The organism is Paenibacillus sp. SZ31 (genome assembly GCF_012912005.1).
GTDB lineage: Bacteria > Bacillota > Bacilli > Paenibacillales > Paenibacillaceae > Paenibacillus.
Genome location: NZ_JABBEA010000003.1, coordinates 469,464 through 493,937, shown reverse-complemented (window position 1 = coordinate 493,937; position 24,474 = coordinate 469,464). Strand labels below are relative to the sequence as shown.

At 48.3% G+C, this 24,474-nt stretch carries 19 protein-coding genes and 1 pseudogene; 18 read left to right on the top strand and 2 right to left on the bottom strand.

Features of this window, described 5'->3' with window-relative positions; translation table 11 throughout:
* The first annotated feature begins 48 nt into the window (after positions 1-48).
* The 8 genes and pseudogenes from HF638_RS09595 to HF638_RS09560 all read left to right on the top strand — a co-directional run bounded on the left by HF638_RS09595 (position 49) and on the right by HF638_RS09560 (position 12,167).
* Positions 49-477: an SRPBCC family protein gene (locus HF638_RS09595; protein ID WP_169479981.1), complete on the top strand. Its 429-nt coding sequence runs from the start codon at positions 49-51 to the stop codon at positions 475-477.
* Between the two features lie 240 nt (positions 478-717).
* Positions 718-3,813: an ATP-binding protein gene (locus tag HF638_RS09590; RefSeq protein WP_169479980.1), complete on the top strand. Its 3,096-nt coding sequence runs from the start codon at positions 718-720 to the stop codon at positions 3,811-3,813.
* Between the two features lie 258 nt (positions 3,814-4,071).
* Positions 4,072-5,235, top strand: a complete 1,164-nt coding sequence (locus tag HF638_RS09585; RefSeq protein ID WP_169479979.1) for a response regulator — start codon at positions 4,072-4,074, stop codon at positions 5,233-5,235.
* Between the two features lie 27 nt (positions 5,236-5,262).
* On the top strand, positions 5,263-6,609 hold the full coding sequence (locus HF638_RS09580) for a cryptochrome/photolyase family protein (RefSeq protein ID WP_169479978.1): 1,347 nt from the start codon (positions 5,263-5,265) through the stop codon (positions 6,607-6,609).
* A gap of 282 nt (positions 6,610-6,891) precedes the next feature.
* Positions 6,892-8,067, top strand: coding sequence for an acyltransferase (locus tag HF638_RS09575; RefSeq protein WP_169479977.1), 1,176 nt, complete (start codon positions 6,892-6,894; stop codon positions 8,065-8,067).
* 1,568 nt (positions 8,068-9,635) lie between these two features.
* Positions 9,636-10,079, top strand: a pseudogene (locus HF638_RS09570) (HNH endonuclease); the annotation flags it as partial.
* A 269-nt stretch (positions 10,080-10,348) separates the two neighbouring features.
* Complete coding sequence (locus HF638_RS09565; protein WP_083679557.1) at positions 10,349-11,008, top strand: TVP38/TMEM64 family protein; 660 nt, start codon at positions 10,349-10,351, stop codon at positions 11,006-11,008.
* Between the two features lie 76 nt (positions 11,009-11,084).
* The gene (locus tag HF638_RS09560; protein WP_169479976.1) at positions 11,085-12,167 is read left to right on the top strand and encodes a DUF1835 domain-containing protein; all 1,083 of its coding nucleotides are present in this window, start codon (positions 11,085-11,087) and stop codon (positions 12,165-12,167) included.
* Between the two features lie 168 nt (positions 12,168-12,335).
* On the opposite strand, the gene HF638_RS09555 is transcribed toward HF638_RS09560, so the two are convergent.
* Positions 12,336-12,854, bottom strand: coding sequence for a cupin domain-containing protein (locus HF638_RS09555; protein ID WP_169479975.1), 519 nt, complete (start codon positions 12,852-12,854; stop codon positions 12,336-12,338).
* A 152-nt stretch (positions 12,855-13,006) separates the two neighbouring features.
* Between HF638_RS09555 and HF638_RS09550 the strand changes: the two genes are divergently transcribed.
* The gene (locus HF638_RS09550; protein WP_348982091.1) at positions 13,007-14,008 is read left to right on the top strand and encodes an NAD-dependent epimerase/dehydratase family protein; all 1,002 of its coding nucleotides are present in this window, start codon (positions 13,007-13,009) and stop codon (positions 14,006-14,008) included.
* Positions 14,009-14,173: 165 nt separating this feature from the next.
* Here the strand turns inward: HF638_RS09550 and HF638_RS09545 are convergent, their stop codons facing one another.
* Positions 14,174-14,347, bottom strand: coding sequence for a CsbD family protein (locus HF638_RS09545; RefSeq protein WP_169479974.1), 174 nt, complete (start codon positions 14,345-14,347; stop codon positions 14,174-14,176).
* A gap of 686 nt (positions 14,348-15,033) precedes the next feature.
* Here HF638_RS09545 and HF638_RS09540 point away from each other — a divergent pair.
* The 9 genes from HF638_RS09540 (at position 15,034) to HF638_RS09500 (ending at position 24,473) form a co-directional block, all read left to right on the top strand.
* Positions 15,034-15,480 (top strand): DUF1641 domain-containing protein, encoded by a 447-nt coding sequence (locus HF638_RS09540; RefSeq protein WP_017691658.1) that lies wholly within the window; start codon positions 15,034-15,036, stop codon positions 15,478-15,480.
* A gap of 24 nt (positions 15,481-15,504) precedes the next feature.
* A complete protein-coding gene (locus HF638_RS09535) occupies positions 15,505-16,686 on the top strand; it encodes an NAD(P)/FAD-dependent oxidoreductase (protein ID WP_017691659.1) in 1,182 nt (393 codons plus the stop codon).
* Between the two features lie 316 nt (positions 16,687-17,002).
* Entirely contained in the window at positions 17,003-17,647 is a 645-nt protein-coding gene (locus tag HF638_RS09530; protein ID WP_169479973.1) for an SDR family oxidoreductase, read from the top strand.
* A gap of 55 nt (positions 17,648-17,702) precedes the next feature.
* Positions 17,703-18,458 carry a response regulator transcription factor gene (locus HF638_RS09525; protein WP_169479972.1) on the top strand — a complete coding sequence of 252 codons (756 nt, stop codon included), beginning with the start codon at positions 17,703-17,705 and terminating at the stop codon, positions 18,456-18,458.
* Positions 18,455-19,831 (top strand): sensor histidine kinase, encoded by a 1,377-nt coding sequence (locus tag HF638_RS09520; RefSeq protein ID WP_169479971.1) that lies wholly within the window; start codon positions 18,455-18,457, stop codon positions 19,829-19,831. Before HF638_RS09525 ends, HF638_RS09520 begins: the two co-directional genes overlap by 4 nt.
* Before the next feature lie 78 nt (positions 19,832-19,909).
* Complete coding sequence (locus tag HF638_RS09515) at positions 19,910-20,710, top strand: PepSY domain-containing protein (RefSeq protein WP_169479970.1); 801 nt, start codon at positions 19,910-19,912, stop codon at positions 20,708-20,710.
* 238 nt (positions 20,711-20,948) lie between these two features.
* Positions 20,949-21,575: a PepSY domain-containing protein gene (locus tag HF638_RS09510; protein WP_169479969.1), complete on the top strand. Its 627-nt coding sequence runs from the start codon at positions 20,949-20,951 to the stop codon at positions 21,573-21,575.
* Positions 21,576-21,937: 362 nt separating this feature from the next.
* Positions 21,938-23,446, top strand: a complete 1,509-nt coding sequence (locus HF638_RS09505) for an RICIN domain-containing protein (RefSeq protein ID WP_211175569.1) — start codon at positions 21,938-21,940, stop codon at positions 23,444-23,446.
* 235 nt (positions 23,447-23,681) lie between these two features.
* Positions 23,682-24,473, top strand: a complete 792-nt coding sequence (locus HF638_RS09500; protein ID WP_169479968.1) for an ATP-binding cassette domain-containing protein — start codon at positions 23,682-23,684, stop codon at positions 24,471-24,473.
* The last annotated feature ends 1 nt before the right edge of the window (position 24,474 follow it).

Genomic DNA, 24,474 nt, shown 5'->3' with positions numbered 1-24,474 from the left:
TCTATTCGGGTAGTTATACGAAATGAAATGTATAAGGAGGTGATACGAATGGATTCATCATCAAGTTCATCAAGTGCATTGCCGGATATCCGTCAGGAACTATTGCTTCATGCACCTGTAGAGAAGGTTTGGGAGATGGTCTCAACGGAGCAAGGACTGAAAACCTGGTTCATGCCAGGCAATCTGGAACCCGTGGAGGGTCACCACTTTATATTGGAAGCAGGCCCATTCGGTCAATCACCTTGTCAGGTGACGGAAGTTCTTCCACTAGAGAAATTGTCATTTCGCTGGGGAAGGGACTGGACGTTGACGTTCCAATTGCTTAAACAGCCGGAAGGTACGGATTTTACACTGATTCACAGCGGTTGGGATGCGGATAAACTGACTGAATTTGGACAGGCTCACGCCATCGTACGCGAACGTATGGAGCAGGGATGGGCCGGAATCGTTCAGAAGCTTGCTCAAGTTGTTAAATAAATCTTCATTCAATCAACCTCAGGCCATTTCGCCCGCTTATCTGGGTGAACATCGGTCTGGGGTTTCTTTGTGTACCAAGACCTAACGGAAACAGATAGAAATCCTTCAAATTATAACGAATTTGACCGATTATGATACGGAAACTATTTCCGTGAGCACCAGAAACGTGTAACATGAATTATAGTGATAAATCGACAAAATTAGACGTCTCTCGCCATTGTGGATGGAAGGAATACATAGATGAGAAAACACTGGATTATGCTGACGATCAGTTTCATATGCATTGTCATTGTTCCACTGGGCTGGATTGCCCAGACGTTAATTAGTGAGCGGAGTAACCCCCAGGCTGCGGATGGAAGAATTGACCTGACCCAGTGGGACTTTGATCGCAAGGGTCCGGCGTCTCTAAAGGGTGTCTGGGATTTCTACCCTGGGCAGTTGCTCAGTCCGGCAGATATTGAAGCAAGTGTATCCGGTCGCAAGCCATTGCCTGCTTCGTCAGGCACTCAAGTTCCGGCCCGATGGAACAAATCTCTGGGGCAAGCACATGGGTATGGAACCTACCATCTGCAAGTCCAGCTTACAGCCCGAACGATGAAAAACGATTACGGCATACGCACGCAGAATATACGTATGGCCCACCGGGTATTTATCGATGGTAAAGAGATTGGCGGCAAAGGACTGCCGGGAATGACCCCGGATACGGATGTGCAATTAAATCTGCCCTTTACGGGATTCACGTCCATTGAGGGCAACACGGCTGACATTATCATTCAAGTATCGAATTATAGTTACTCGTCTGGGGGCATTGTGGCACCCATTCTATTTGGAGACGAGCATAGCATCCTGAAAAGCCAGCAACAGGACTGGCTCAAGGATCTGATGACCTTGTTCGGCTTTATCTTGCCCGCCGCCTTCTTCCTGCTACTGTTTCGGTTGCGGCGTAGTGAGAAGGAACTGAATTATCTCGGATTATTTAGTCTTTCCGGTGCACTTTACGCTTTGACCCATGGGGAGAAGTTACTGGGAACGTTTGTACCGTTCCTGACTAACAATGAGATGCTTCGGATTCAGCTTCTTAGTTCAGCCTTTGCCTATTACTTCTTGCTTCGATATATGGATGCTCGTGTACCAGGGGCAGTTCATCAGTGGTTTGTTCGTCTTGCTGTAGTGCTAATCATTGCCCAGACCATTGTGGGCCTAACGCTCCCTCCGACCCTTTTCTCATCGTTTGAGCTTCCCATGCTGCTGGTCTCGCTTGTTGTCATGTTCTATACGCTGCGAGCGATGTTCTATTGGTTAAAAGGACGACCGAATGATAGTCACTTTGCACTGGTGAGCATGATGAGCATACTTATGGTTGTTGTATTGCACACGCTCGGTGCGTTCACTGCCGTAGATACAGCGTTCTTTGCGCTGATCGAACTTTTATTATTTGTATTAGCCCAGATGATTGTGACCGCAATCCGCTTCGCACAATCATTCCGTGACGTGGAAGCTCTATCGGAGCGTTTGCTCGCCATTGACAGTCTCAAGGACGAGTTCATGGCGAATACGTCTCATGAGCTACGAACCCCCCTGCACGGCATCATTAATATTGCTCAATCCATGCTGGAAGGTGCGGCCGGCGCGGTCACACCCAAGCAAGCTAAAAATCTGTCCATGATTACGGCAACCGGTAAGCGGCTGTCGCTGTTGGTTAACGACATTCTGGATTTTTCCAAACTGAAAAATAGTGAGATCGAGTTGAAACGGGTAGCTGTCGATCTCGAATCGGTTGCCCGTACTGTAGTTGAAGTCTCGGGTTTCACGTTCGAGGATAAGCCCGTTTTACTGATTCAGCAATGGCCCCAGTCGTTGCCGCTCGTAGAGGCTGACGAAGATCGCCTCAGGCAGATTCTGTATAACCTGTTGGGTAACGCCTATAAGTACACTGAGCAGGGTGAGATTCGGCTGTACGCCAGTGTCGATGGGGATCGGGTGAGGGTATCGGTCGCAGATACGGGGGTAGGCATCGCCCTGGACAAACAAGAGGATATCTTCCAAGCCTATGAGCAGAGTAATGGGACAATGGAGCGAGTGAATGATGGAACCGGGCTCGGTCTGAGTATTACTCGGAAACTCGTCGAGCTTAACGGAGGCGAGATCTGGGTAGAATCGGAGCCGGGGCAAGGTTCTACCTTTCATTTCACCCTGCCCATTATCAAATTGCCGCTGCTGCAAGCTCATTCGAAACCAGTTGCCGCCCGTTATGTGGCCGCACAGGGGACAGGAGCGAAAGAGCTTGTGACAAGAGAATCGGATGAGCCGGATGATCTTTCGGAAGGAGAACATACAATTCTGATTGTAGACGATGACCCCGTGAATCGACAGGTATTGTTGAATCTGTTGTCCACGGAACGTTACCGTGTAATCGCAGCGGACAGCGGACTCACTGCATTAAAACTTCGTGAACAATTCCCGTCGATCGATCTTGTCATTACGGACTGGATGATGCCCAAAATGTCCGGGCTTGAGTTATGTCGCAAGCTGCGCGAGCACAGTTCCTTGTCAGAGCTGCCGATTTTGATGCTGACTGCCCGTGGGTTGCCTGAGGATATCAAGCACGGATTTCAGGCGGGAGCCAATGACTTCCTGAGCAAACCGGTGGATGCCGGTGAATTGCGCGCTAGGGTTCGGACGTTAATTGAGATGCGGAGTTCTGTGCAGGAGGCTATTCGAACCGAGATGGCCTTTTTGCAGGCCCAGATCAAGCCACACTTCCTATACAATGCACTGAATGTCATTATCGCGACCTGTGCAGTGAATCCGGACAAAGCAACCGATCTGCTAATTGAATTGAGTCATTACCTACGTGGGAGCTTTGACTTCCAGAACAGGGAGCAGCTTGTTCCTTTGAACAAAGAGCTGGAACTGGTGGAGTCGTATGTACATTTGGAACAGGCCAGATTTGAGGAAAGACTGGTGGTTGAATATGAGGTGGAACCGGACGTGCATCTGTATCTGCCGCCTCTCAGCATCCAACCGCTTGTGGAGAATGCCATTCGTCATGGCGTGATGGAGCGTGCAGCAGGCGGGACAGTTCAGCTTAGAATTTTCAAAGAGAGCGAGCATGTGGTCGTTCAGGTTCAGGATGATGGCGTCGGTATCCCCCCTGAGCGTATGGCTCAGGTCAAGTCTGGGCGTACCGAAGGTCCGGGAGGTGTCGGGCTGCAAAATATAAACCGTCGCCTGATGTCTCTCTATGGTCAAGGACTGGAGATTCATAGCCATGTGGGTCAAGGTACGCAGATCCGATTCCGTATCCCTGTGCAAAAGGTGGATTATTCCAATTAGTGTGCTGAGTGAAGCAATTATGGTTAACAGACTAGGGGGGGCTGAAAACTCCGAAGGAAGCAGATTTTGCCGAATTTTCGTTCCAAGCCAGGAAGTTTTACGCAGGCGTGCCGTGGCACGTCAAGGGAAAGTGACGCAGCAGGGGGCGAAAAGGCGGTAAAAGATGCACTTCAGAGTTTTGAGACACGCCCTAATAAGCGGATGCCGATAAAATCGGTATTCCTATTGAATCTTTCATGGCAGGAGGCTGAATGAACGGTGAGAGCCATTGTGATTGATGACGAGAAGCCGGCGCAGCTTCATCTGGAGCGCCTTCTTCGAACGGACGGACGAATTACACCCGTACAATGTTTTTCAACAGCGCGCGATGGTCTTCATTTTCTGGCAAACGAACGTGTGGATGTTGTATTTTTGGACATTGGCATGCCGGAGATGAATGGCCTGGAGGCGGCTGAATATATACAGCAACTGGATCAGAGTATTCGTATTATCTTTGTTACGGCTTACGCCGATCATGCGGTGGAGGCATTCGAGCTGCATGCCCTGGATTATGTACTGAAACCGGTAAGCTCCGCACGATTGGCCAAAACCATTGATCGAATTGCGGGCATAATGTCGCATCATTCCCACGTTGCAGCCACCGCCGAGGTACAGGAATCGGAATCTGTATCTGTGGAACTGGATACTGAAGTTCCGGGGCTGCTTACGTTCAAACATCTGGATATCTACAGAAGCCTGGATCAGGGTGCCAAGAAACATAAGTGGCGTACAACCAAATCGCAGGAATTGTTTGCTTTTTTGTTTCATCACAGGGAAGAGTGGGTAAGCAAGGAGATTCTGCTGGATAAGCTGTGGGGTGATGTTTCCCAGGAAAAGGGATTAACCCATCTACATACTTCCGTGTACCAGATTCGAAAGCTGCTTAAGGAATGGAACATGACAGGTAAGCTGGAGTACAATATGAACCGCTATCGTCTTTTATCAGGTAATCTGGTGAGTGATGTGGAACAATTCGAAAAAGCCATGGTCTACAACGCCATTACCTCCGACAATGTCGATGACTTGAGGCATATGATTCCACTTTATCGTGCCGATTATCTGGAAGAGCATGATTACCATTGGGCGCAGGCCAAAGCAAGAGAACTCAGACGCAAGTATACCGGGCTGGTTATGGATATCGCGGAATGGGACATGAAGCATGGTCGGGGTAAGGAAGCAATTGAGCAATTAACGATACTGCAGGAACGGGAGCCTTATTCGGAAGAAATTTGCCGACTCATGATGGAGGTGTATGCATCCATAGATGATCAGCAAGGCATACTTCGTTTATATCATTCATTCACACTAACCCTGGATGAAGATCTGGGACATGAGCCGGAGCCCGAAACAAGCAGGTTATATCAGAACCTAACGGATAAATAAACGTAATTTTAGACAGGAGGGTGAGGCATGAAGCTATTCATACACCGCAAAGATCTGCGTACGGATGATCTGGCTGGATTCGATTATTTGCGGGAACACGAAGAAGAGAGTGTGCATGTTCTCATCTATGATGCATTTCTCCTGCGGCAAGGCCGAGAGAAGGAACACAGCGGTGTGAATTTTAGGAAGCATGCAGCGGGCCTGAGCAGACAGTATCTTGAAGCCAAACGAAAACTGCATGTTGCTTACGGCAAACCGGCTGAAGTAGTTGATTTCGTCCTGAACGAATTCAAAGGTGAGATTGACGAGATTGTAGTCCATCGAGACATGACGCCATATGCAATCGAGCGGGATAGGGCCATACGCAAAGTCAGTGAGGCGCATGAGGTTTCGTTCACGCAACTAACCGATCATCTGCTGATGGATCTGAATGGATATGCTAATTTCACAGGCAAGTCAGAGCCGTATAAAGTATTTGCGGCTTTTCATCGGCGGTGGGTGGAATTCATGAATGAACATCCTAATCCTCCCTCGGCAACAACGGTTGCAGAGCTGAAGGTGAGTGATCGTCAGATTGAATGGCCGGAGGCGATGCAGGTACCTCCGGAGTTGCTGGAGTCCAGTGGCTCGAATGACGAGGACCCGCATCTGCTGTTGGATCAATTCTTATCGGATCGGATTGCTGAATATGGTGAGCATCGGGACGAATATGAGGCTTACGAACCGAGCCATCTCAGTTCTTACGTAGCAGTGGGAGCCGTATCCATTCGCAAGATGTATGATGCGGCGAGTCACACGGCAGAGGCGGGGGAATGGATCAGGCAGTTGTGCTTCCGTGATTTCTACCTGTATCGAGCGGTCTATGAGAGTCACTACTTTACATATGAAAAGGTGTACGATCTCTCGGCCCTCCATGACGCGCATTTCGAACGTTGGTGCAAGGCGGAGACAGGTATTCCGATTATTGATGCAGCGATGACGGAACTGAACGAAACCGGACATATGCCGAACCGGTTACGGATTCTCACGGCGATGTTTCTCACCAAAAACCTGCAATGTCCATTCACCTTGGGTGAAGCCTATTTCAGGCGCAAGCTGAGTGACTACGATAATATTCAGAACCGAGGTAACTGGCTGTGGTGTGCTTCGCTTGGTGAGAATGCAGCTCCGTATTTTCGGGTGAACAATCCAGTGACACAATCCGAGAAGTATGATCCGCAAGGTGATTATATTCGGAAGTGGTTGCCTGAGCTGAAGGATCTGCATAGTAAGGACATCCATCAACCGCGTAAGGATGCCATTGTCGATCTGAAGGCATCGAGACAAGCAGCGATTGAGGTGTATAAACAGATTCTGGCGAGCCGCCAGAAGTAGACTCCGTCAGGGGCTGGTTCGTGTCCAAACCCAAATTTACCATTCTCATCCGGTTGAACCAACAATCATTTGGTTGAAAGCAGGATGTTGTACAGACCGCGTACTCGCGGTCTTTTTTACATATATAGACATGAAAATAGTGTGAAATATGATGAAAATTTAGGAATTGTTAAGAAAATGGACTACCCATCTTAAGCATTATGCCTTTTAATAGATAGAGAGCTTTATCGTATTAAGTCATATCTGACATATTGACGAACAAATGAAGGAGAAATTTTAAACATGAGTGAAACACTGAAAAGAGAGCGAATTCCGGAGCTGAATCTGGTACGTGCCATGGCGATTATCGGCGTACTGTGCGTGCATTCCACTTCTTACGCGACGGTGGACATGACCGGTTCGGGCTATTATTGGCTGTACAACTTTATTAATATCTTTATGAAATATGGTACGCCAACCTTTATTTTTATGAGCAGCTTCGTACTGTTCTATAACTATTATTCCCGTCCGCTGGACAAGAAACTCGTAAGTAATTTTTACAAGAAAAGATTTGTGTATATTTTGCTTCCATATTTCCTGTTTTCATTGATGTATTTTGTTATCTTGCATTTCACGCATTATCAAGGCCGACCGTTCGGCGAATCGGCTGTAAGTTTCATTACGAAATTGTTTACGGGTAAGGCCTATACGCATCTGTATTTTGTGTTTATTAACATGCAATTCTATCTGTTATTCCCATTGGTGCTATGGCTGCTCAAAAAGTATCCTTCCGTGGTGAAATGGTCTGTACCGATTGGATTATTGATTCAATGGGCATTTATCGTAAGTAATAAATATGGATTCCAGGTACCCAATAAGGGAAGCTGGGCGTTCTCTTACTTTTCCTATTTCATGCTGGGTGCTTTTATCGGAGTCTATTTCCCTAAAATCAAGCAATGGTTTGTCATCAGTCGGGCCAATGCCACTAAAGGGCGCATAGCTTCATGGATTCTGCTCTGGGCGGTGTGGATCATTGCCGGACTGGGTCATGTGTACATCTATTATCAGCTGCGTCTGAAGATCGCAACGTATAACACACTGTGGTATGAATTCTTCTGGAATGTGCATACCTTTGCTTGTGCGTTGGTACTCATTCAGATCGCTTATCTGCTCTACCGCAAAGGGCCGTCTCTGATCGTTAAGCCGCTGAATCGGCTTGGGGCACTGTCCTTTGGTATCTATTTGATCCATCCATTGTTCCTGCTGGTGTATCGGAATTATCCGCCGCAAACGGGAGTGTCGTGGTTAGTGCATCTGTGGTATGCCGGAGGATTCGGCGTAGCTCTGATCGCTTCGTGGATCGTTGTTGGATTGACGGCAAGGTTCGTTCCATATGCATGGGTGATCTTTGGTAATCTGCCAAAACCGAAACCGCGTCTGGCACCACAACAGAACTCGGGGCAACTAGACGTTCGTTAAGACACATTTCCAATACAGGAATAATAAACCGTTTCTTGGTCGACCTTAGGGGAGAGCAGGAAGCGGTTTTTTTGATGCATGCAGATATCTGTAATGTGGGGAACGAGTGTTTCTTTTACATCTACGAGGGGTAATCATAAGGCGGAACGATAATACATTATAGATAACAGGATTAAGGTGAAAATAATGACAACATGCGATAAATGCGGGAGACCGATGCAAGATATATTGGAATACGTGGAACACATTCTTCATGAATGCAATGAACAGACACAGGAGTACAAATCGAAAGATTATGAGGCCTTCGGTCATGAGGGTGTTCGCGAGCAGATGTGATACAATAGAAAGAAACCGGATTCATACGGAACCGAGGTGACAACATGGAGACGGGGCCAGCCCCTTTCCGGCAAGGAAAGACGGAACAAGAAGCGCGACTGACCAAGACATGTATGTATTGCGGACAACAGCGGTCTATGTCCGAATTCAGGCGCAGAACCGGAAAACGGGCAGGCCCTGGAGCCAGACGGGGAGCCTGCCGCAGCTGTCGTCAGCTGGGCGGACAGGCTGATCATGATGTGGGTTCAAGCGTGAGCGGTCAAACGAATGAACGGATGGGGCATCAACGGGGTGGCTTGGAGACACGTGATGTTACTACGAGACCGTCTGCCTCTGCGAAAAATGAAGCGGGTCGGATCTCTCATGGCATGGAGCAGGGATCTGCTACCGAGTCGTCTTCAGACAGACGTCTGGTGTCTCAATCTTCAGTAGACTCGACGTCTGCGAATGACGATGAACATGTTGACTTGGTGACTTCCTCAGCTTCTTCTTCGGGTAATCGGAAGAAGAGGAGAAGACGGAGGAAGAGCAAGCGTTCAGAGGGACTGACAGGCAATGAGCAAGCGGAGACGAATCACGAGCATGATGGTTTGGCAGGTGAGGCAGTAGCTGATCTTCAGCCACGTGATCGTTGGCGTGGGGAAGAAGGGCATTCGCAGCGCCATGCTGCTGCGAATGAAAAGGGCACTGCACAGCGAGCTGCCGCTGCAGTGCAGGCCGCCGAGCAAGCTGCGGCGGCCCACCAAGCTCTGCTGCCCGCTGAGCCGCAAGGCCCGGCAGCAGAGCCCCTGGCTGCGGATCAACCGACCGCAGCCAAACGCAAGCGCAAGCGGCGCCGCAAGCGTGCTGCCGCGCTCGCGCCCGGCGCAGGGCAGGCCCGCAGCGTAGCTGCTGAGGCCCCTGCGCCGGCACTGAGCGACCGTGGCGATTCCACCACGGTCGCTGCACCTACGGCGGCGGAGGCACAGCCTGCCGCCACCAGGCGCGAGCCTGGGCAAGCGCCGGGGGCTGCTGCGGAGGCAGGGCCTCCTGCGCCCGTGCGCCAGCCTGGCTCGCCAGGGTCCAAGCCGCGCCAAGCGCGCAAGGAGCGTGCGCCCAAGGCGAACGGCGAAGACGCTGCCCGCGGTACATCCGGGCAGCGACCCGCGCATGCCAGCCGCAGTCACGCAGCTGGCATGGACGGCCGTCCCCGTCGTCAGACACCGGCGGCCCCGGTAGCCATTGACCCGGAAGATCCGGCTTCGCTCCGGACCAACCGGCAAGGCATGGTACGGATGCGTGGCAAGACGGACAAGGGCAGGCGCTGGCATCAGGAAGTGGACATGGAGCTTGCGGTCACGCTGGTCAAGGAAAAAGCCGCTGTGGTGGTCAATCGGTACACGATTCGCCGATTGTTCAGCAACAAGGATTTCAAGCGGTATATTCTGACCCGGGATCACTACACCTGTTACTTCTGTGGATCGTATGGAGATACGATTGACCATCTGCTACCGCGTGCCAAAGGTGGACATACCACCCCGCTTAACTGTGTCTGCGCCTGTAATTTGTGCAACCAGTCCAAAGCAGCTATGGATGCCGAAGAGTTCATGCGTTCCGGTATTCCCGAGTGGAATGCTGCACATCAGGCAGAACTGATTGAACTGGCCATGCAGGAAGCGCAGCTGGAAGAAGGATAAATACCCCCAAAGAAGGATCGGGGTTTCGATATGAAGAGCACACCAAGACCACAAGAGGTCGAGGTGTGCTTTTTTTGATTTAATTTTGATTGGGGTGGTAAGTCAGTTCGCTGTACAATAATTTCTTCAAATTGACAACGATGTTCATCGAAGATGTACGTTATACTGGGAGGGAGTTGCTAAAGAAGCTTCATCATCCATATGAATGATGAAATGTGTAGTGAACATCAAACCTGAGAACGTAGACTGTATAGATTGGATGGATGCAGATGACCCCAGCAGCATTGGACATTATGTCCTATATTACGGAAGAAAATATTCGTTTCTGGCTGGAGAAGTTTCGCTCCCTGGGCCCATTACCGGGAATTTTGCTTACGTTTATGAAATCATTTGTGCCGCCGCTTCCGACGCTATTAATAGTGGGTGTGAACGGTGCGGTATACGGTCTGTGGGCAGGATTTTTATACTCATGGATCGGCATGGTCCTTGGTTGCACCGTTACTTTTCTGATCGTACGGGAGATCGGGAAATCCGCTTTTGTGGAACGATGGGCACGCAAACCCCGTGTGCAGCGCAGTATGGTATGGATTCGGAGGAATGCGTTCGGTTATGTCTTTCTCCTGAGTATCTTCCCGGTAGGTCCATTCGTCATTATTAATGTGGCAGCAGGTATCGCGCGAATGCGCTTGTTATCCTTCCTGCTTGCGGTGGGCTGTGGTAAAGCGATCATGATCTTCTCTGTTACGTATATCGGTTCCAATGTGGAACAATTTTTGGAGCATCCTGTACGCTGGGTAGGCGTATTGCTGTTCATTGCGGTATCCCTGTGGGCAAGCCGTAAACTGGAGCGACATTTTACCCGGTCATCGTCAGATGGTGAAGAGCTGAATGATCTGAATCAACCAACTGGCAAATCGATTTCCTCCTAGTTTCGGGGTACAGTGGTATATTTGTGTGGTATTTATGAATTACCCGGAGATGAACCTTTTTTAAAGGGGGATTAGTATGATTGAAAATGTCTTTGATTTTGATAAAGAATTATATCGCATGAATGAAGAAGAGCTTCGTTCATTATTGCGTATGCTCTATCTTGGCGCGGACATGGCAGTTAGTCATCAGACAGAAGAACATTCGGTTGATTTTGCGGTGAGCGTACAGCGGATTTTTGAGGGGTTAGGCGAGGAGAGGAATCGGAAGCAAGCTGAGCAGCAAATGCTTGATACACAGAAGCCGCGTGAAATTCATATAGCGATTGGTGAATCACCGTTGGGTAGCATTAAGGTTGCCATGGGTAGTGTTCCTGGACGCGTGGGACGACGTTTTTATTCTATGAATGACTACTATGCTATAGGCCCATTAGGGGATCTCACTGAGAAGATAGTTCTACAACGTAGACACCTCTGGTTGCTGGAGCGACTGCATTTAAGTGAACACGGAAATTACGCTATCAAAGGCGTAGATGAACTGATTCAATTAAATAACGTGATGAGTTCCATTGATGAAGAGACTAGAATAACCATTTGGTATGCTAATAACGCCCATGAGAAAACGGGTCTTCTGTTTGCTATTCATTTGCTTCGTAACAGGAAGAGTCCTGTTTATCTGATCGAGACAAGTGAACTGTATCAGGAGTTATTCCATAACCCTGACATTGAGTATGATGTTTGGAGAACAGGAGAGATTGTTTCTGAGAAGCTATTAGCCATGTGGAACCACTGTGTAAATGCAGAGCCGGTGTCTTCAGAAGAACGCAAGCAGATGGAGCAAGAGTGGGATTCTCTCTCTAAACAACAAGACCATCTGCGAATAATGAAGGATAGTAAGATTCATAGCGTGTCCGAGGACGGAATTGATGATTTCATTATGCAAAAGGTGAGAGATCTTACATTAACCAGACAATCAGATGAATTTATAATATGTGCCCGTGTTGTAGGTGAAGTACTTGGATATTTAGAACAAACTGTGGGAGATGCATTTATTGAATATCGAATACGTCAACTTGTGCTGCAGGGCCGACTGGAGATGGAAGGTATCCCATATGCGATGAGATACTATGGTGTCCGACTTGCGAGTAAGGAGCGGAACTAAAAGTTACTGGCGTGCGATAGATTAGAGATTGAAGAAAAACATATAGACTGTACTCCGGCATGATTCTCCTACTTGTCCGGGGACAGTCTATTTGTTCATGCTTGAATACTGGACCAATTTCTCCTGTGCATTGTCTAATAAAGTTCTTTTTTCTCTCCATGATATCTGTTATGACTTCTTCCCATTCCAGATTTTTAGTAGCGGTCCGTGCTGCCCATAGACCGGATCGGTATCCGGAATCGGAACCTCACGTATTTCCTGAAAAGCCTTCTGCAACTCGCCTTCCTCACCTGTGCGTGTATTGTAACTCATGCCGCCCGGATAGGCACCGGCAATACGAAAGTCAGTGCTGGACTCCAGACGTTTATGCCCTGTTCCAGCGGGAAGCACGACAACGTCGCCTGTCTGAAGGTACACTTTATGCCCATTTTCTCCACCTAAAATCAATTTCACGAATCCACTCACCACAGCAAGAGCCTCATGCGCGTTACTATGATAATGATGATAATTGAACACACCATTCAACCAGCTATTTCCCCATCCATTACGGTTCAGCAACGATTCTGCATTCAGTGCTTCCTCTGCCCATACATTCTTATACAAAAGCACAGGCAGGGTCGGATGATTGGGAATTACACCATTCTCCTGAAGGAATAACGTCTCTATGTTCTTTTTTCGTTCATTCATTTGGTATCACCTCACGATAAATTACCCGATATCCTCAAGGGCGAACAAAAAACAATTGTAAAATGATACAAAATGTATCATTTTAAGGTTATACTCAGTACATATACTCTCTTCAATGCACTCGTTGTATAAATCGCAAGGGGGAATCGTGTGTGAACATTGTTATTACAGGGGCTTCTGGATTTGTGGGATTTAATCTTTCACAGTATTTGGCGCAAAAGGGGCATCGAATTACCCTTCTGGATCGGGATGATTATTGTCAGAGGCTTGTTCACGTCTCTCCTCTACATGAGATGCCATTCACCTGTTGTGACCTTGCATCGGACCGGATTCATCTGCCTCCAGGAACAGATTACATTATTCATCTGGCAGCCATGCCTCATGTGGATTATTCGTATCATCAGCCAGGGGAAGTTTTCCGCAATAATACACTCAGCACACAGGCTATTCTGCAATATGCGACGGAACATCACATTCCAGTCTTGCTGGCTTCATCTGTTGAAGTGTATGGGGGCGATTGGGGCAGAGTCTATCATGAATCAGATCCGTATGCGCCTGTCTCGCCTTATTCCGCATCCAAAGTTGCCTGTGAAATGCTTGCTCACTCCTACGCTCAATGTTACCAGCTTCCAGTCAAACTCTTTCGCTTGACCAACCTCTATGGTCCATGGCAATTGCCAGACCGTATTATTCCCCGAAACTTTGGTCGAATGCTGGACGGACTGCCTCTGGATATTCAGGGATCGGCCGTGCGTGATTTCTTGTATGTGGACGACGCCCTACGTGCCATTGAACAGATCATGCTGAAAGGCAAAGATGGACAGGTCTACAACATATCGACAGGGCTTGGAACAACGATGCAGGAGATCGGGGAGATGTTAAAACCCATGGATCGATCTTTAGCTGCTGTAGAGATTCGGGAGCAAGAACCCACCCAGTCCAGAGGCTCCAGTCTGGTCGTGCATTCAGGCAGATTACGAGCGGAATTGGGGTGGTTACCACAAACCACATTGGAAAAAGGCTTAGAAAGAACCTTCCGTTGGTATCAGGAACATCCCGAATGGGTAAGACAGTTCAGCCGTGAATACCATACAACAAGGGAAACGCGCAGTTTCATTATCGATATGGCTAGATACGCAGTTCCAGCAGTATAGAACGCACAAAAAAAGCCAGGGAAGGGTGTATTGAATAACACCTTCCTTGGCTTTTTTGCGCCTCCGTCTCATGTTCAGATTTTCATCCGAATACGGACGGCCAGGCTAGTTTACAACGATCTATTGCACGAAATCATCGTGCTGTTGACCTCACATCAAAAGGATCTAGTGATCTTTTTTAACGTCAGCAATTTTATCCTGTACAGCACCTTTGGCTTTGTCTTTCTTGCCCTCAGCCTGAAGGGATCTGTTATTGGTTGCATTACCGATCTGATCCTTCACTTCGCCTTTAGCCTTATTAATGCCTGCTTTGATTTTATCGCTAGTTGAATTACTCATATCGAACATCTCCTTCGTTGTCTGGTGTAGTCCTAATTAACCGGGATGCCAGCATTCTAAACAAAAGAGGTATAATCCAATTTTTGCATTCGCGGCGCAAGAGGTTCATACTTGAAATAGAAAAGATGTCTCAATAATGGAATAAGGCTGTGCTCATCGCTGCATAATAACGACAGTGACCAATTTCGTTGCGCGAGATTATTGAATTTGGAAAACAATTCCTGTGAATATCGATAAACCAATCCTTCCTTGTGTACATATCGTACATCTGGTCATATGTGATCTTGTCTTAATACCACATGTGGTAGGAATACGGATTTTGGACAGGAAGATCGGCAGCACTAGCTTGCCTGCATGGGTTGACAAAAAAATCGATTTTGTTACAATGTTCACAATATCTTCACAAGTGTAAAAAATTTCTTTTTCATGTTCATGTGTAAGAGGTGTAATATAAGGGTATAGAGTTCGGTTTCGGCCTGCTTGTCGTTTTGTGCGTCAACACATGTTGTCCGCAATAGATCCAAGATACAATGCATGATATGGGAGTGGCCCTGAGCTACGCTCATCCTATTGTGTGAAATTTGGTACATTTAGATGTATTCGATGTATTTTGTGGTTCGGCTCTGCTTGACAGGCATCATGAAAGTCGCGGACTTCTATCCCAAAGTAAAGGAGGACTTTCTCTTATGTCACAATCGCCTACTCAACAAGAGGTGCCAGTTACAGAAGGTGCCAACGTTTCCGAGCGCCAGTCCTTGGACGTTCTGGATCAACTGATGAAGCCTGAGGTACAGGAGTCTTTAACCGTTCTGGTGGAGAACCTGCCTAAATTGGCTGAAATGGTTACTGCTATGACGAAAGCTTATGACTTTGCACAAAGTGTAGCAACAGACAAAGTTCTGATCAGCGACACAATGAGCGCAATGGGCGAGTTCGCTAAGCCTGTTGTAGACAAAGCCAAAGGTGTAGCTTCTGCTGCCATTGAAGCCAATGACCGTGCGCAAACAGAGCAAACTTCAGTTGGCTTGTTCGCTATGCTGAAAATGCTTAAAGATCCAAACGTACAACAATCGCTTCGTTTTGCTCAATCTTTCTTGAGCATCTTGAACGAGCGTCAACAACCGAAACGTTAAGACTTAGAAGAACGGAGGATGGATATGTCGAAGCAAATTTTGATCTTGGGTGGAGGATACGGCGGTCTGTTGACTGCATTGACTGCGCGTCAATACTTGTCTCCGGAAGAAGCGACAATTACTGTCGTGAACCGTTACCCTACACACCAAATTATCACGGAACTGCACCGTCTTGCAGCGGGAAGCATTGCTGAGCAAGCAGTAGCTCTTCCACTCGAAAAATTGCTGCGTGGCAAAAACGTGAACTTGAAAATCGATACGGTGGATACAATCAAGCCGGACGAGAAGAAAGTTCTGATGACCAGCGGCTCCACATACTCTTACGATGCACTTGTCGTTGCCCTGGGCAGCGAAACGGCATTCTTCGGAATTCCGGGATTGCAAGAGTACAGCTTCACGCTCAAATCGGTTAGCGATGCAAACCGTATTCGTGCACACGTTGAAGCACGTCTTGATGCTTACAAACAGTCCGGCAACAAAGCAGACGCTACGTTTGTTATTGGTGGCGGCGGCTTGACAGGTATTGAGCTTGTTGGTGAATTCGCTGACCTGCTTCCTGCTGTATGTCAAGAAAAAGGGATCGATTTCAAAGAAGTATCCCTGCACACGGTTGAAGCTGGTCCTTCCATCCTGGCTGGATTCCCACCAGAACTGGTTGAGCGTGCTAAATCGAGTCTTGAGAAACGTGGCGTTAACTTCATCGTTGGCGTAGCGATTACTGAGATGAAAGAAAACGAAGTTCTGCTGAAAGACGGCAGCTCCATCCCTACGAGCACACTCGTATGGACAGGGGGCGTACAAGGCAACGCTGTTGTTGCTAACAGCGGAATTGAAGTGGATCGTGGCCGTGCGAAAGTTACGGAAGTTCTGCAATCTACTTCTCACAAAGACGTGTTTGTTGCTGGTGACAGCGCAGTGGTCTTCCCTAGCGAAGGCGCTCGCCCTTACCCTCCAACAGCACAATTGGCTTGGCAAATGGGTGAAACCATCGGTCACAACTTGGGCGTAATGTTCAAAGGTGGCGCAATGGAATCCTTCACACCAGTATTCTCCGGTACGCTGGGAAGTCTGGGTCGTAAAGATGCTGTCGGCATGATCGGTGGCAACCAGACTCGTCTGAAAGGTCTGCCTGCAACCATGATGAAAGAAGCAAGTAACATCCGTTACCTGGCTCATATTCACGGTTTGTTCGCACTGGCTTACTAATCTTAATGCCATTCAAGGGCGCCCTTTGGGCGTCCTTTTTGGTTGTCACGATTACAAAGGATAACAGATATTCAGATGGAAAAAAGGTGCGGCAGAAGTGGTCAAATGTGAGGTCGCGTATAAAGTACCCAGGGGATATGGCATATTAATGGGACAACGGAAGACTTCACATTTCATAGAGGTACTGAACAGGCATGGACATGAAGCCGGCGCTTAGAAGCGCCGGCTTTCGTTTAAATTATAAGATGAGCATCTTTAAATAAAAGGAACGGGGAGCAACAACAAGCCATCCGTTCAACTGAGAGGAGAATGACGTATGAACGTTTTAGTTATAGGAGCAAATGGACAAATCGGAAAATCTTTGGTGGAGCAGCTGGTTCAGGAAGGCAAGCATAAAGTAACGGCCATGATCCGCAAACCGGAGCAGGCAGACGCGCTGAAGGAACTTGGTGCCGATGTGGTGATCGGTGATCTGGAGGGCAGTGTGGAGGACTTGACCGAGGCAATGAAGGATCATAATGCGATTGTGTTTACGGCGGGTTCTGGCGGATCTACCGGTCAGGACAAAACACTGTTGATTGATCTCGATGGTGCGGTGAAAACGATGGAAGCCGCAGAGCAGCAAGGAATCTCCAGATATATTCTGGTCAGTGCGTATGGCGCAGATCAACGGGAGAAGTGGTCAGAATCCATCAAGCCTTATTACGTGGCGAAACATTATGCGGATCGTGCATTGTTTGCAAGTGATCTGAATTACACGATTATTCGCCCAGGTGGTCTGAAGAATGAACCGGGCACGGGCAAGATTGCAGTTGGAACCGATCTGAAGCCGGGAAGCATCCCGCGTGAAGATGTGGCCCGCGTCATCGTGGCTTCCTTGCAGGAAGAGAAGACGTATCGGATGGCCTTTGATTTGATTGCCGGGGAGCAACCGGTTGAAGATGCCTTGGGCAAACTGTAGATGTTATTGTAAGATAACGGGAGAATGAATTGATGGGGATGAGGGGGAGCGCTGCATGAACGAAGCCGTGCTGGTCATAGAGGATGAGCCCAAAATAGCACGTCTGCTTGAACTGGAATTACAGTATGAGGGATATCAGGTAGGCAAGGCTGGTAGTGGAACAGAAGGGCTGGAGAAGTATGCAGAAGGACAGTGGGATCTGATTCTGCTTGATGTGATGTTGCCTGGTCTGAGCGGAATTGAAGTGTTGCGGCGAGTTCGGGCCAAAGATGCTACAGTACCGATCATTATGCTCACCGCCAAAGATTCCGTGGAAGACAAAGTATCCGGCCTGGATCTCGGAGCCAATGACTACATCACCAAGCCGTTTCAGATTGAAGAGTTGCTTGCCCGAGTTCGGGCAGCTTTACGGCTTAGTGCAGTCGCGTCTGTTGCTTCTTCCGCTTCTTCGTCTACACCTGCTGATATGGGGAATGACTCTTCTGGGCATCAGGCTGAAGCTGAGTCGGGCTGGTTGACGGCTGCGGGGTTGAGACTAAATGAAGGAACGCGAGAGGTATCCCGAGATGGTGTGGCCATTGAGCTTACTCCACGTGAGTTCGACCTGCTCGTGTATTTGCTTCAGAATCAACGTCAGGTGCTCAGTCGTGATCAGATTGTGCAGGCCGTGTGGGGATACGATTATTATGGAGATACCAATGTGGTGGATGTGTACATCCGTTATGTGCGCAAAAAGGTGGATAACGGATTCACACCACCCTTAATACATACCGTACGGGGCGTAGGATACGTCCTGAAGGAACAGTCATGAGCCTGCGTAGTAAAATCTACGGATATTCGTCTGTATTATTTGCTGTGCTGTTAATCGCGGTGAACCTGTCGGTCTATATCGTGTTTGAGCGGATGTCGATTGATAACGAGGTTAATCGGGTGGAAGCAGAGGCCGAGTCTATTGTCAAAGGAGTACGTCAGTCTGCCGGCTCCATTCCGCCAGACGACTTGTTGCGGGCCTACGCGCCTGTGAACGGCATGCTTCGGATCGTCAATGAAGACGGCACCAGTTCCCCGGTGACAACAACAGCAGCTTCCGAGCAGTTGAGCAAGCTGCCTTATAAGTACGAAAGTGAGAAGAAATCGGAGTATACCCAAGTTGAACAGATTGGTTATGTGTGGGTTTCAGTCCCAGTCATCTGGCCTGATGGCGAGGTAGTGAATGTGCAGGTCACCGAGAGCATTGCAGAGACAGAGAATCGTCTGTCTGTACTTCGGACTGTGCTTGTGGCGGTCACGATTATTGCTCTCATTCCAGCCATTATCTCCAGCCGGATTCTGGCGAACCGGATGACCAGACCGATTCAGCAGATGACACGCACGATGACTGACATACAGTCCAGCGGACAATTCAAGCGTCTTCCACTGGAGGAAGGATCGAAGGATGAACTGAAAACGATGGGGCAGACGTTCAACCGGATGATGGATCTGCTCGAATCCAACTTTGAACGACAGGAGCGATTCGTATCGGATGCATCTCATGAGCTCAAAACACCGCTGACCATTATTGAGAGCTATGCCAGTCTGCTACAGCGGCGAGGAAAAGAGCGGCCCGAGGTATTCGATGAAGCAGTGGAAGCGATTCTGTCCGAATCGGTTCGCATGCGAGAGATGACCGAGCAACTGCTACTGCTCGCGAAGCAGCCAGAGCAGTGGAATGTGCAGTTGGCGCGTGTGGATATCACGAGACTGGCTACAGACTCCACACGTGCGTTTCGCGAAGCCTATCACCGCGAAGTCAGGTGTGAAGATCCAGGTTCAATCTGGGCGATCAGCGATGAGAGCAAGCTGAAGCAGCTTTTGTTTATTTTGCTGGATAATGCCCGGAAGTATAGTGAAGATGCCATTGAAGTCAGGCTGGAAGCCAAGGGGCAAGAGTGCCGTATTCGGATTGTGGATACCGGGATTGGTATGCGGGAGGACGAGCTGGAAAAGGTATTTGACCGATTCTACCGGGTTGATCCGGCCAGAACACGCAGCTTAGGTGCAAGTGGTTCAGGTCTGGGATTGTCACTTGCCAAAGAGCTTGCAGGGGCAGTTGGAGCACGGATCGAACTGACCAGCACCGAGGGTAAAGGCACCGAGGCTTCAATTATTTTGCCAATATCGGTTCAAAACGGGCCGCTCTCATGAAATTCTCATTCTTCTCTTATATACTGATAAGCATCAGATCAACTGGGGATGATAAGAGAGTGCATAGGGGGAAACGTGATGACAGAGCATGAGCAGCGACCACCGGAGATGAAACGGCATGAACAGGCGAACAGTAGATGGGCGAAATCGCGAAGATCACTTTGGTGGGGTGCAGGGCTTCTCGTTGTGCTGATTGTGGCAGCAGTTGTGTGGTGGAAGCCTTGGCAATCGAGTGGTGTGGTACTTACGGCAGATGCGGCAGCCCAATCGGTGTTGGATCAGTATCCGGGTGAGATTGTGAATTCCACGTTGAAGGACGGGACGTATATCATGCAGCTTCGCTCGGAGACCGGCCTATATGACGTGCAAGTGGATGCCGTTACGGCAACTGTGAATTCCATCAAACGGCTGGAGTCCAACCCGCAAGCGGAAGAGAAGACGTTATGGAGCCGCGAGCAGATCAAGACGGCGTTGTTAAAACAACAAACGGATGACCAATTGGTCTCGCTAGAACTTGTGGAGCAGCAAGGAAGTCCGGTATACACCGCGGTAGTAAAGGCTAAAGATAACAGCCGTGAAGAACTCACGATTGATCCATATACCGGAGAGACGATATCTTCCAAAACAATAGCAGCGCCGACAACTGAACCGACAAAGGAAGATCCCAAGCCTCAGTTTCTAAGCGAGAAACAAGCCAAGCAGAAGGCACTTGCAGAGGTCCCGGGAGAAGTGGACGACATCGAACTGCGTGGAACCAACAGCGGAAATCCGTATTATCTGGTCGAGATTGATCTGGAGGATGGCCGGGAAGCCATTGTGCAAGTGAATGCCATCTCGGGAGCGATTCGTTCCGTGACTTGGGATGAGGACGATGATTAACATTTGTACAGGAATCCATTGAATATAGAGTTACACCTTGTTGGATAGATGATTCCTAATTTAGGGGTCATCTTTTCATTTCTTTTAGATTACATACATAATGAACACTCATTAAATGAGCAATCTCCTCATTTTCTCATCAAATTCTAATCTAACTCTCGCTGATCTCTCATTCCTGCAGGTTATTCTATAAATGTAGACGAGAACGAAAACAACAACAACGAGGAGATGAATGATGATGAACAAACATAAACTTTGGATTGGTAGCTTGTCAGCAGCAGTATTACTTGGTGGATCAGCCGTAGCGGCTAGCGGGAATGTGAACGGACAAGCGGTGCAAACTACACCAACATCAACAACACAATCCGTAACACAGAATCAGAACAGCACAGGTAAAATGCTGAATGCATCCCAAGCGAAAGCATTAGCGTTAAAAGCAGCAGATGGTAAAGTGGATGACGTGGATCTGGAGCGCAGAAACGGTCAAACGTTCTATGAAATTGAGATCGACAGAAAAGGAACCAATGATGTGGTAGTTCGTCTGGATGCTTACACAGGCAAAATCCTGGCAGTCGTGAATGATGAAGACTACGATGATGACGATGATTATCAAGATAATGTAACAGGCAATACGTCTAATACCTCTGCTTCCAAGCAGGTCAAATTGACGGCATCCCAAGCTTCCAATATTGCGTTGAAACAAGTTACGGGTGGTAAAGTAACCAAAGTCGAGCTGGATCATGATGACGGTCGCTATGTATATGAGATCGAGCTGAGAACCGCTCAGGGTGAAGCGGATGTAGATATCGATGCCAACACAGGCAAAGTGTTATCGTTCGATCAGGATTTTGACGACGAAGATTGAGTAATAAAGGCGAGTAATGCCGATAACATATCATATAATGAACCTGCCCACTATAAGTCACACACCGCAAGCGATAGTCACATCATGGAGGACAGGGCAGGTATAGCAGGGGACGCTTCGGGGGAAGCGTCTTTTTGCTGTCTATGAAGAGAGAGCGGAGTATAAATTTGTACATGTTCCGCCGGATTGTTCACTATGCGAGCAGGAACGTGGCGGATACAATCGGAATCAGGGAGGTGAATGCCCAGCCAGTCTTGCCAAGAATTCTAATGCTAAAATGCATCATCGATCGGAGGCAGATGAGACATATCGGTTTTATTTTATGTAAGCGCTTCACAAAAAACATGGAGGTGCATTACGATATGGCTATGAACGATGGATGGTTGAAAAAGAATACACATTCCCGTCGCTTTACCCGCCGCTTAAGTTATTTGCTTGTGTTGGTTTTGGCGCTGCAATCATTAGGTATGCTACTCGCACCCGTACCGAATGCTTCAGCTGCTCCGCTGAGTGTAACGAACGGGGTACAGTTTAAAGACACAAATGGCAATGTCGTTCATGCCCATGGGGGCGGGATGATCAAGGCGAGCGGGTATTATTACTGGTTTGGGGAGAACCGCAATGCGAATGGAACGTTCAAGGCAGTGTCCGTGTATCGTTCATCCGATCTGAAGAACTGGGAGTATCGTAATGATGTGCTGACCAGCAGTTCGGCAGCTGAGCTAAATATCTCCAACATCGAACGCCCGAAAGTCATCTATAACAGTTCGACTGGCAAATATGTGCTGTGGATGCATAAAGAGAATGGTCTGGATTATGGCGAGGCCAGAGTGGCCGTAGCTACTTCGAATACGGTTGATGGCAACTACACGTATGTGGGCAGCTATCGTCCACTTGGGTATGATTCCAGAGATATGACGGTGTACAACGATAACGGAACCGCTTATCTGATCTCCGCGACCCGAGTGAATGCAGATCTGAATATATATAAGTTGACCCCTGATTTCCTGGGTGTGGAATCCCTAGTCACAACGCTGTGGCCTGGACAATATCGTGAAGCACCTGCTCTATTCAAAAAAGACGGCGTCTACTTCCTGATTACTTCAGGGGCGACCGGCTGGAATCCGAATCAGGCCAAATATGCCACAGCCACCAGCATTACAGGCACATGGAGCGGCCTCAGCAATTTTGGGGACAGCACAACGTATGGTTCTCAATCCACCTATGTTGTTCCAGTAGAAGGTTCACAGACCACATCCTATCTCTACATGGGTGATCGCTGGGCTGGTGCGTGGAGTGGACCGGTGCAGGATTCCAAGTATGTCTGGCTGCCACTTTCATTCCCGAGTGCAACCAGTCTGGCGATGAACTGGGCCAGCAGTATTACGATTGATACAGCAACAGGGACTGTAACCGGAGTGAGTACACCGGATGTATGGGACCCGAATGCTTCATATCAGCTGATTAGTCGTAAGAGTAACAAATTGCTGAATGTCATTGGGGGTTCTTCCGCCAACGGTGCGGATCTGGAGCAGCGAGCAGATGGGGGAACAACCAGTCAACAGTGGCAGATTACTGATGCGGGTGGCGGTTATGTCAAAATTATCAACCGTTCCAGCGGTAAGTTAATCGGTGTGGAGAATGGTGCGACGACGGATGGGGCTGTCATTGAACAGTGGAATGATGGGGGCTGGGCCAGCCAGCAGTGGCAGCTCGTCCATGTAGGTGGTGGTTATTATAAACTGAAGAACCGCAGTACAGGCAAGGTCTTGGACATCTCCAGTCAATCCCTGGCAGATGGGGCTGCGGCCATCCAGTGGACGGATAATGGCGGCACGAATCAGCATTTTCAGATTGTTAAGGTGCAATAAGGCGTTTTAAATATTACAAAATAAGGTTCAATTTAAAGTGGAAGCCCTTGTCTCTTACCATAAGGTGGGACAGGGGCTTTGTGATGTGTTCACACTTGTTATGTGATGCTCTTACTCGAAGGGGATATGCAGATGATGGCTCATATCGTGACCTATTTCCGATCATTACCATCCCAATCTGTGGTAAACTAGTAGAATTGTAGAAAAAAGATAGAGACAGGAGCTGGATAACGAAGTGAGTGGAGAACAAGTACTGTCAATTGAAGGCTTGCGTATGCGATACAACGGACGTTATGTGCTGAATGGCATCGATCTGGAAGCGAATCGTGGTGAGATGATTGGATATATTGGTCCGAACGGGGCCGGCAAGAGTACGACGGTTAAGATTTTACTCGGGCTGGTTGAAGGATATGTAGGCACGGTGCGAATCTTTGGTAAAGATATTGCGGATGGGGATGTAGAGTACAAACGCAGAATCGGTTATGTTCCGGAGGTCGCGGAATTGTACGAACAATTAACGCCTGCGGAGTATCTGACCTTTACAGGAGAGTTGTACGGGATGTCCTATGAAGATGCGGATTATAAAGCCAAGCTGCTGATGGATTGTTTTGGAATGGAAAAATCATATCATTCCCGAATTGCCTCCTTTTCCAAAGGCATGCGTCAGAAAGTGCTGTTGATCTCTGCACTGCTGCATGACCCGGATCTGTTGTTCCTGGATGAACCGCTCAGCGGATTGGATGCCAATAGTGTGATGGTGGTCAAAGAGATTTTGTCACAATTGTCAGCCAAAGGCACAACCATTTTCTATTCGTCACACATCATGGATGTTGTGGAGAAGATCAGCAGTCGAATTGTACTGATTGCTGAAGGACGCGTAGTGGCTGACGGAACGTTCAAGCAGCTCCAACAGCAATCCATAGAAGGTTCATTGACATTGGAGGAAGTATTCAATCAATTGACAGGCTTCAATGAACATAAAGCGATTGCTGAGCGTTTTGTATCCATTGTGCAGGAGGTGTACTGAT

Bases quoted from the DNA above. Each gene is read 5' to 3' on its own strand.
- HF638_RS09595 (WP_169479981.1), top strand. From the start codon at position 49: ATGGATTCATCATCAAGTTCATCAAGTGCATTGCCGGATATCCGTCAG.
- HF638_RS09510 (WP_169479969.1), top strand. From the start codon at position 20,949: ATGAACAAACATAAACTTTGGATTGGTAGCTTGTCAGCAGCAGTATTA.
- HF638_RS09575 (WP_169479977.1), top strand. From the start codon at position 6,892: ATGAGTGAAACACTGAAAAGAGAGCGAATTCCGGAGCTGAATCTGGTA.
- HF638_RS09520 (WP_169479971.1), top strand. From the start codon at position 18,455: ATGAGCCTGCGTAGTAAAATCTACGGATATTCGTCTGTATTATTTGCT.
- HF638_RS09590 (WP_169479980.1), top strand. From the start codon at position 718: ATGAGAAAACACTGGATTATGCTGACGATCAGTTTCATATGCATTGTC.
- HF638_RS09560 (WP_169479976.1), top strand. From the start codon at position 11,085: ATGATTGAAAATGTCTTTGATTTTGATAAAGAATTATATCGCATGAAT.
- HF638_RS09505 (WP_211175569.1), top strand. From the start codon at position 21,938: ATGGCTATGAACGATGGATGGTTGAAAAAGAATACACATTCCCGTCGC.
- HF638_RS09530 (WP_169479973.1), top strand. From the start codon at position 17,003: ATGAACGTTTTAGTTATAGGAGCAAATGGACAAATCGGAAAATCTTTG.
- HF638_RS09565 (WP_083679557.1), top strand. From the start codon at position 10,349: ATGACCCCAGCAGCATTGGACATTATGTCCTATATTACGGAAGAAAAT.
- HF638_RS09540 (WP_017691658.1), top strand. From the start codon at position 15,034: ATGTCACAATCGCCTACTCAACAAGAGGTGCCAGTTACAGAAGGTGCC.
- HF638_RS09515 (WP_169479970.1), top strand. From the start codon at position 19,910: ATGACAGAGCATGAGCAGCGACCACCGGAGATGAAACGGCATGAACAG.
- HF638_RS09555 (WP_169479975.1), bottom strand. From the start codon at position 12,854: ATGAATGAACGAAAAAAGAACATAGAGACGTTATTCCTTCAGGAGAAT.
- HF638_RS09525 (WP_169479972.1), top strand. From the start codon at position 17,703: ATGAACGAAGCCGTGCTGGTCATAGAGGATGAGCCCAAAATAGCACGT.
- HF638_RS09580 (WP_169479978.1), top strand. From the start codon at position 5,263: ATGAAGCTATTCATACACCGCAAAGATCTGCGTACGGATGATCTGGCT.
- HF638_RS09535 (WP_017691659.1), top strand. From the start codon at position 15,505: ATGTCGAAGCAAATTTTGATCTTGGGTGGAGGATACGGCGGTCTGTTG.
- HF638_RS09545 (WP_169479974.1), bottom strand. From the start codon at position 14,347: ATGAGTAATTCAACTAGCGATAAAATCAAAGCAGGCATTAATAAGGCT.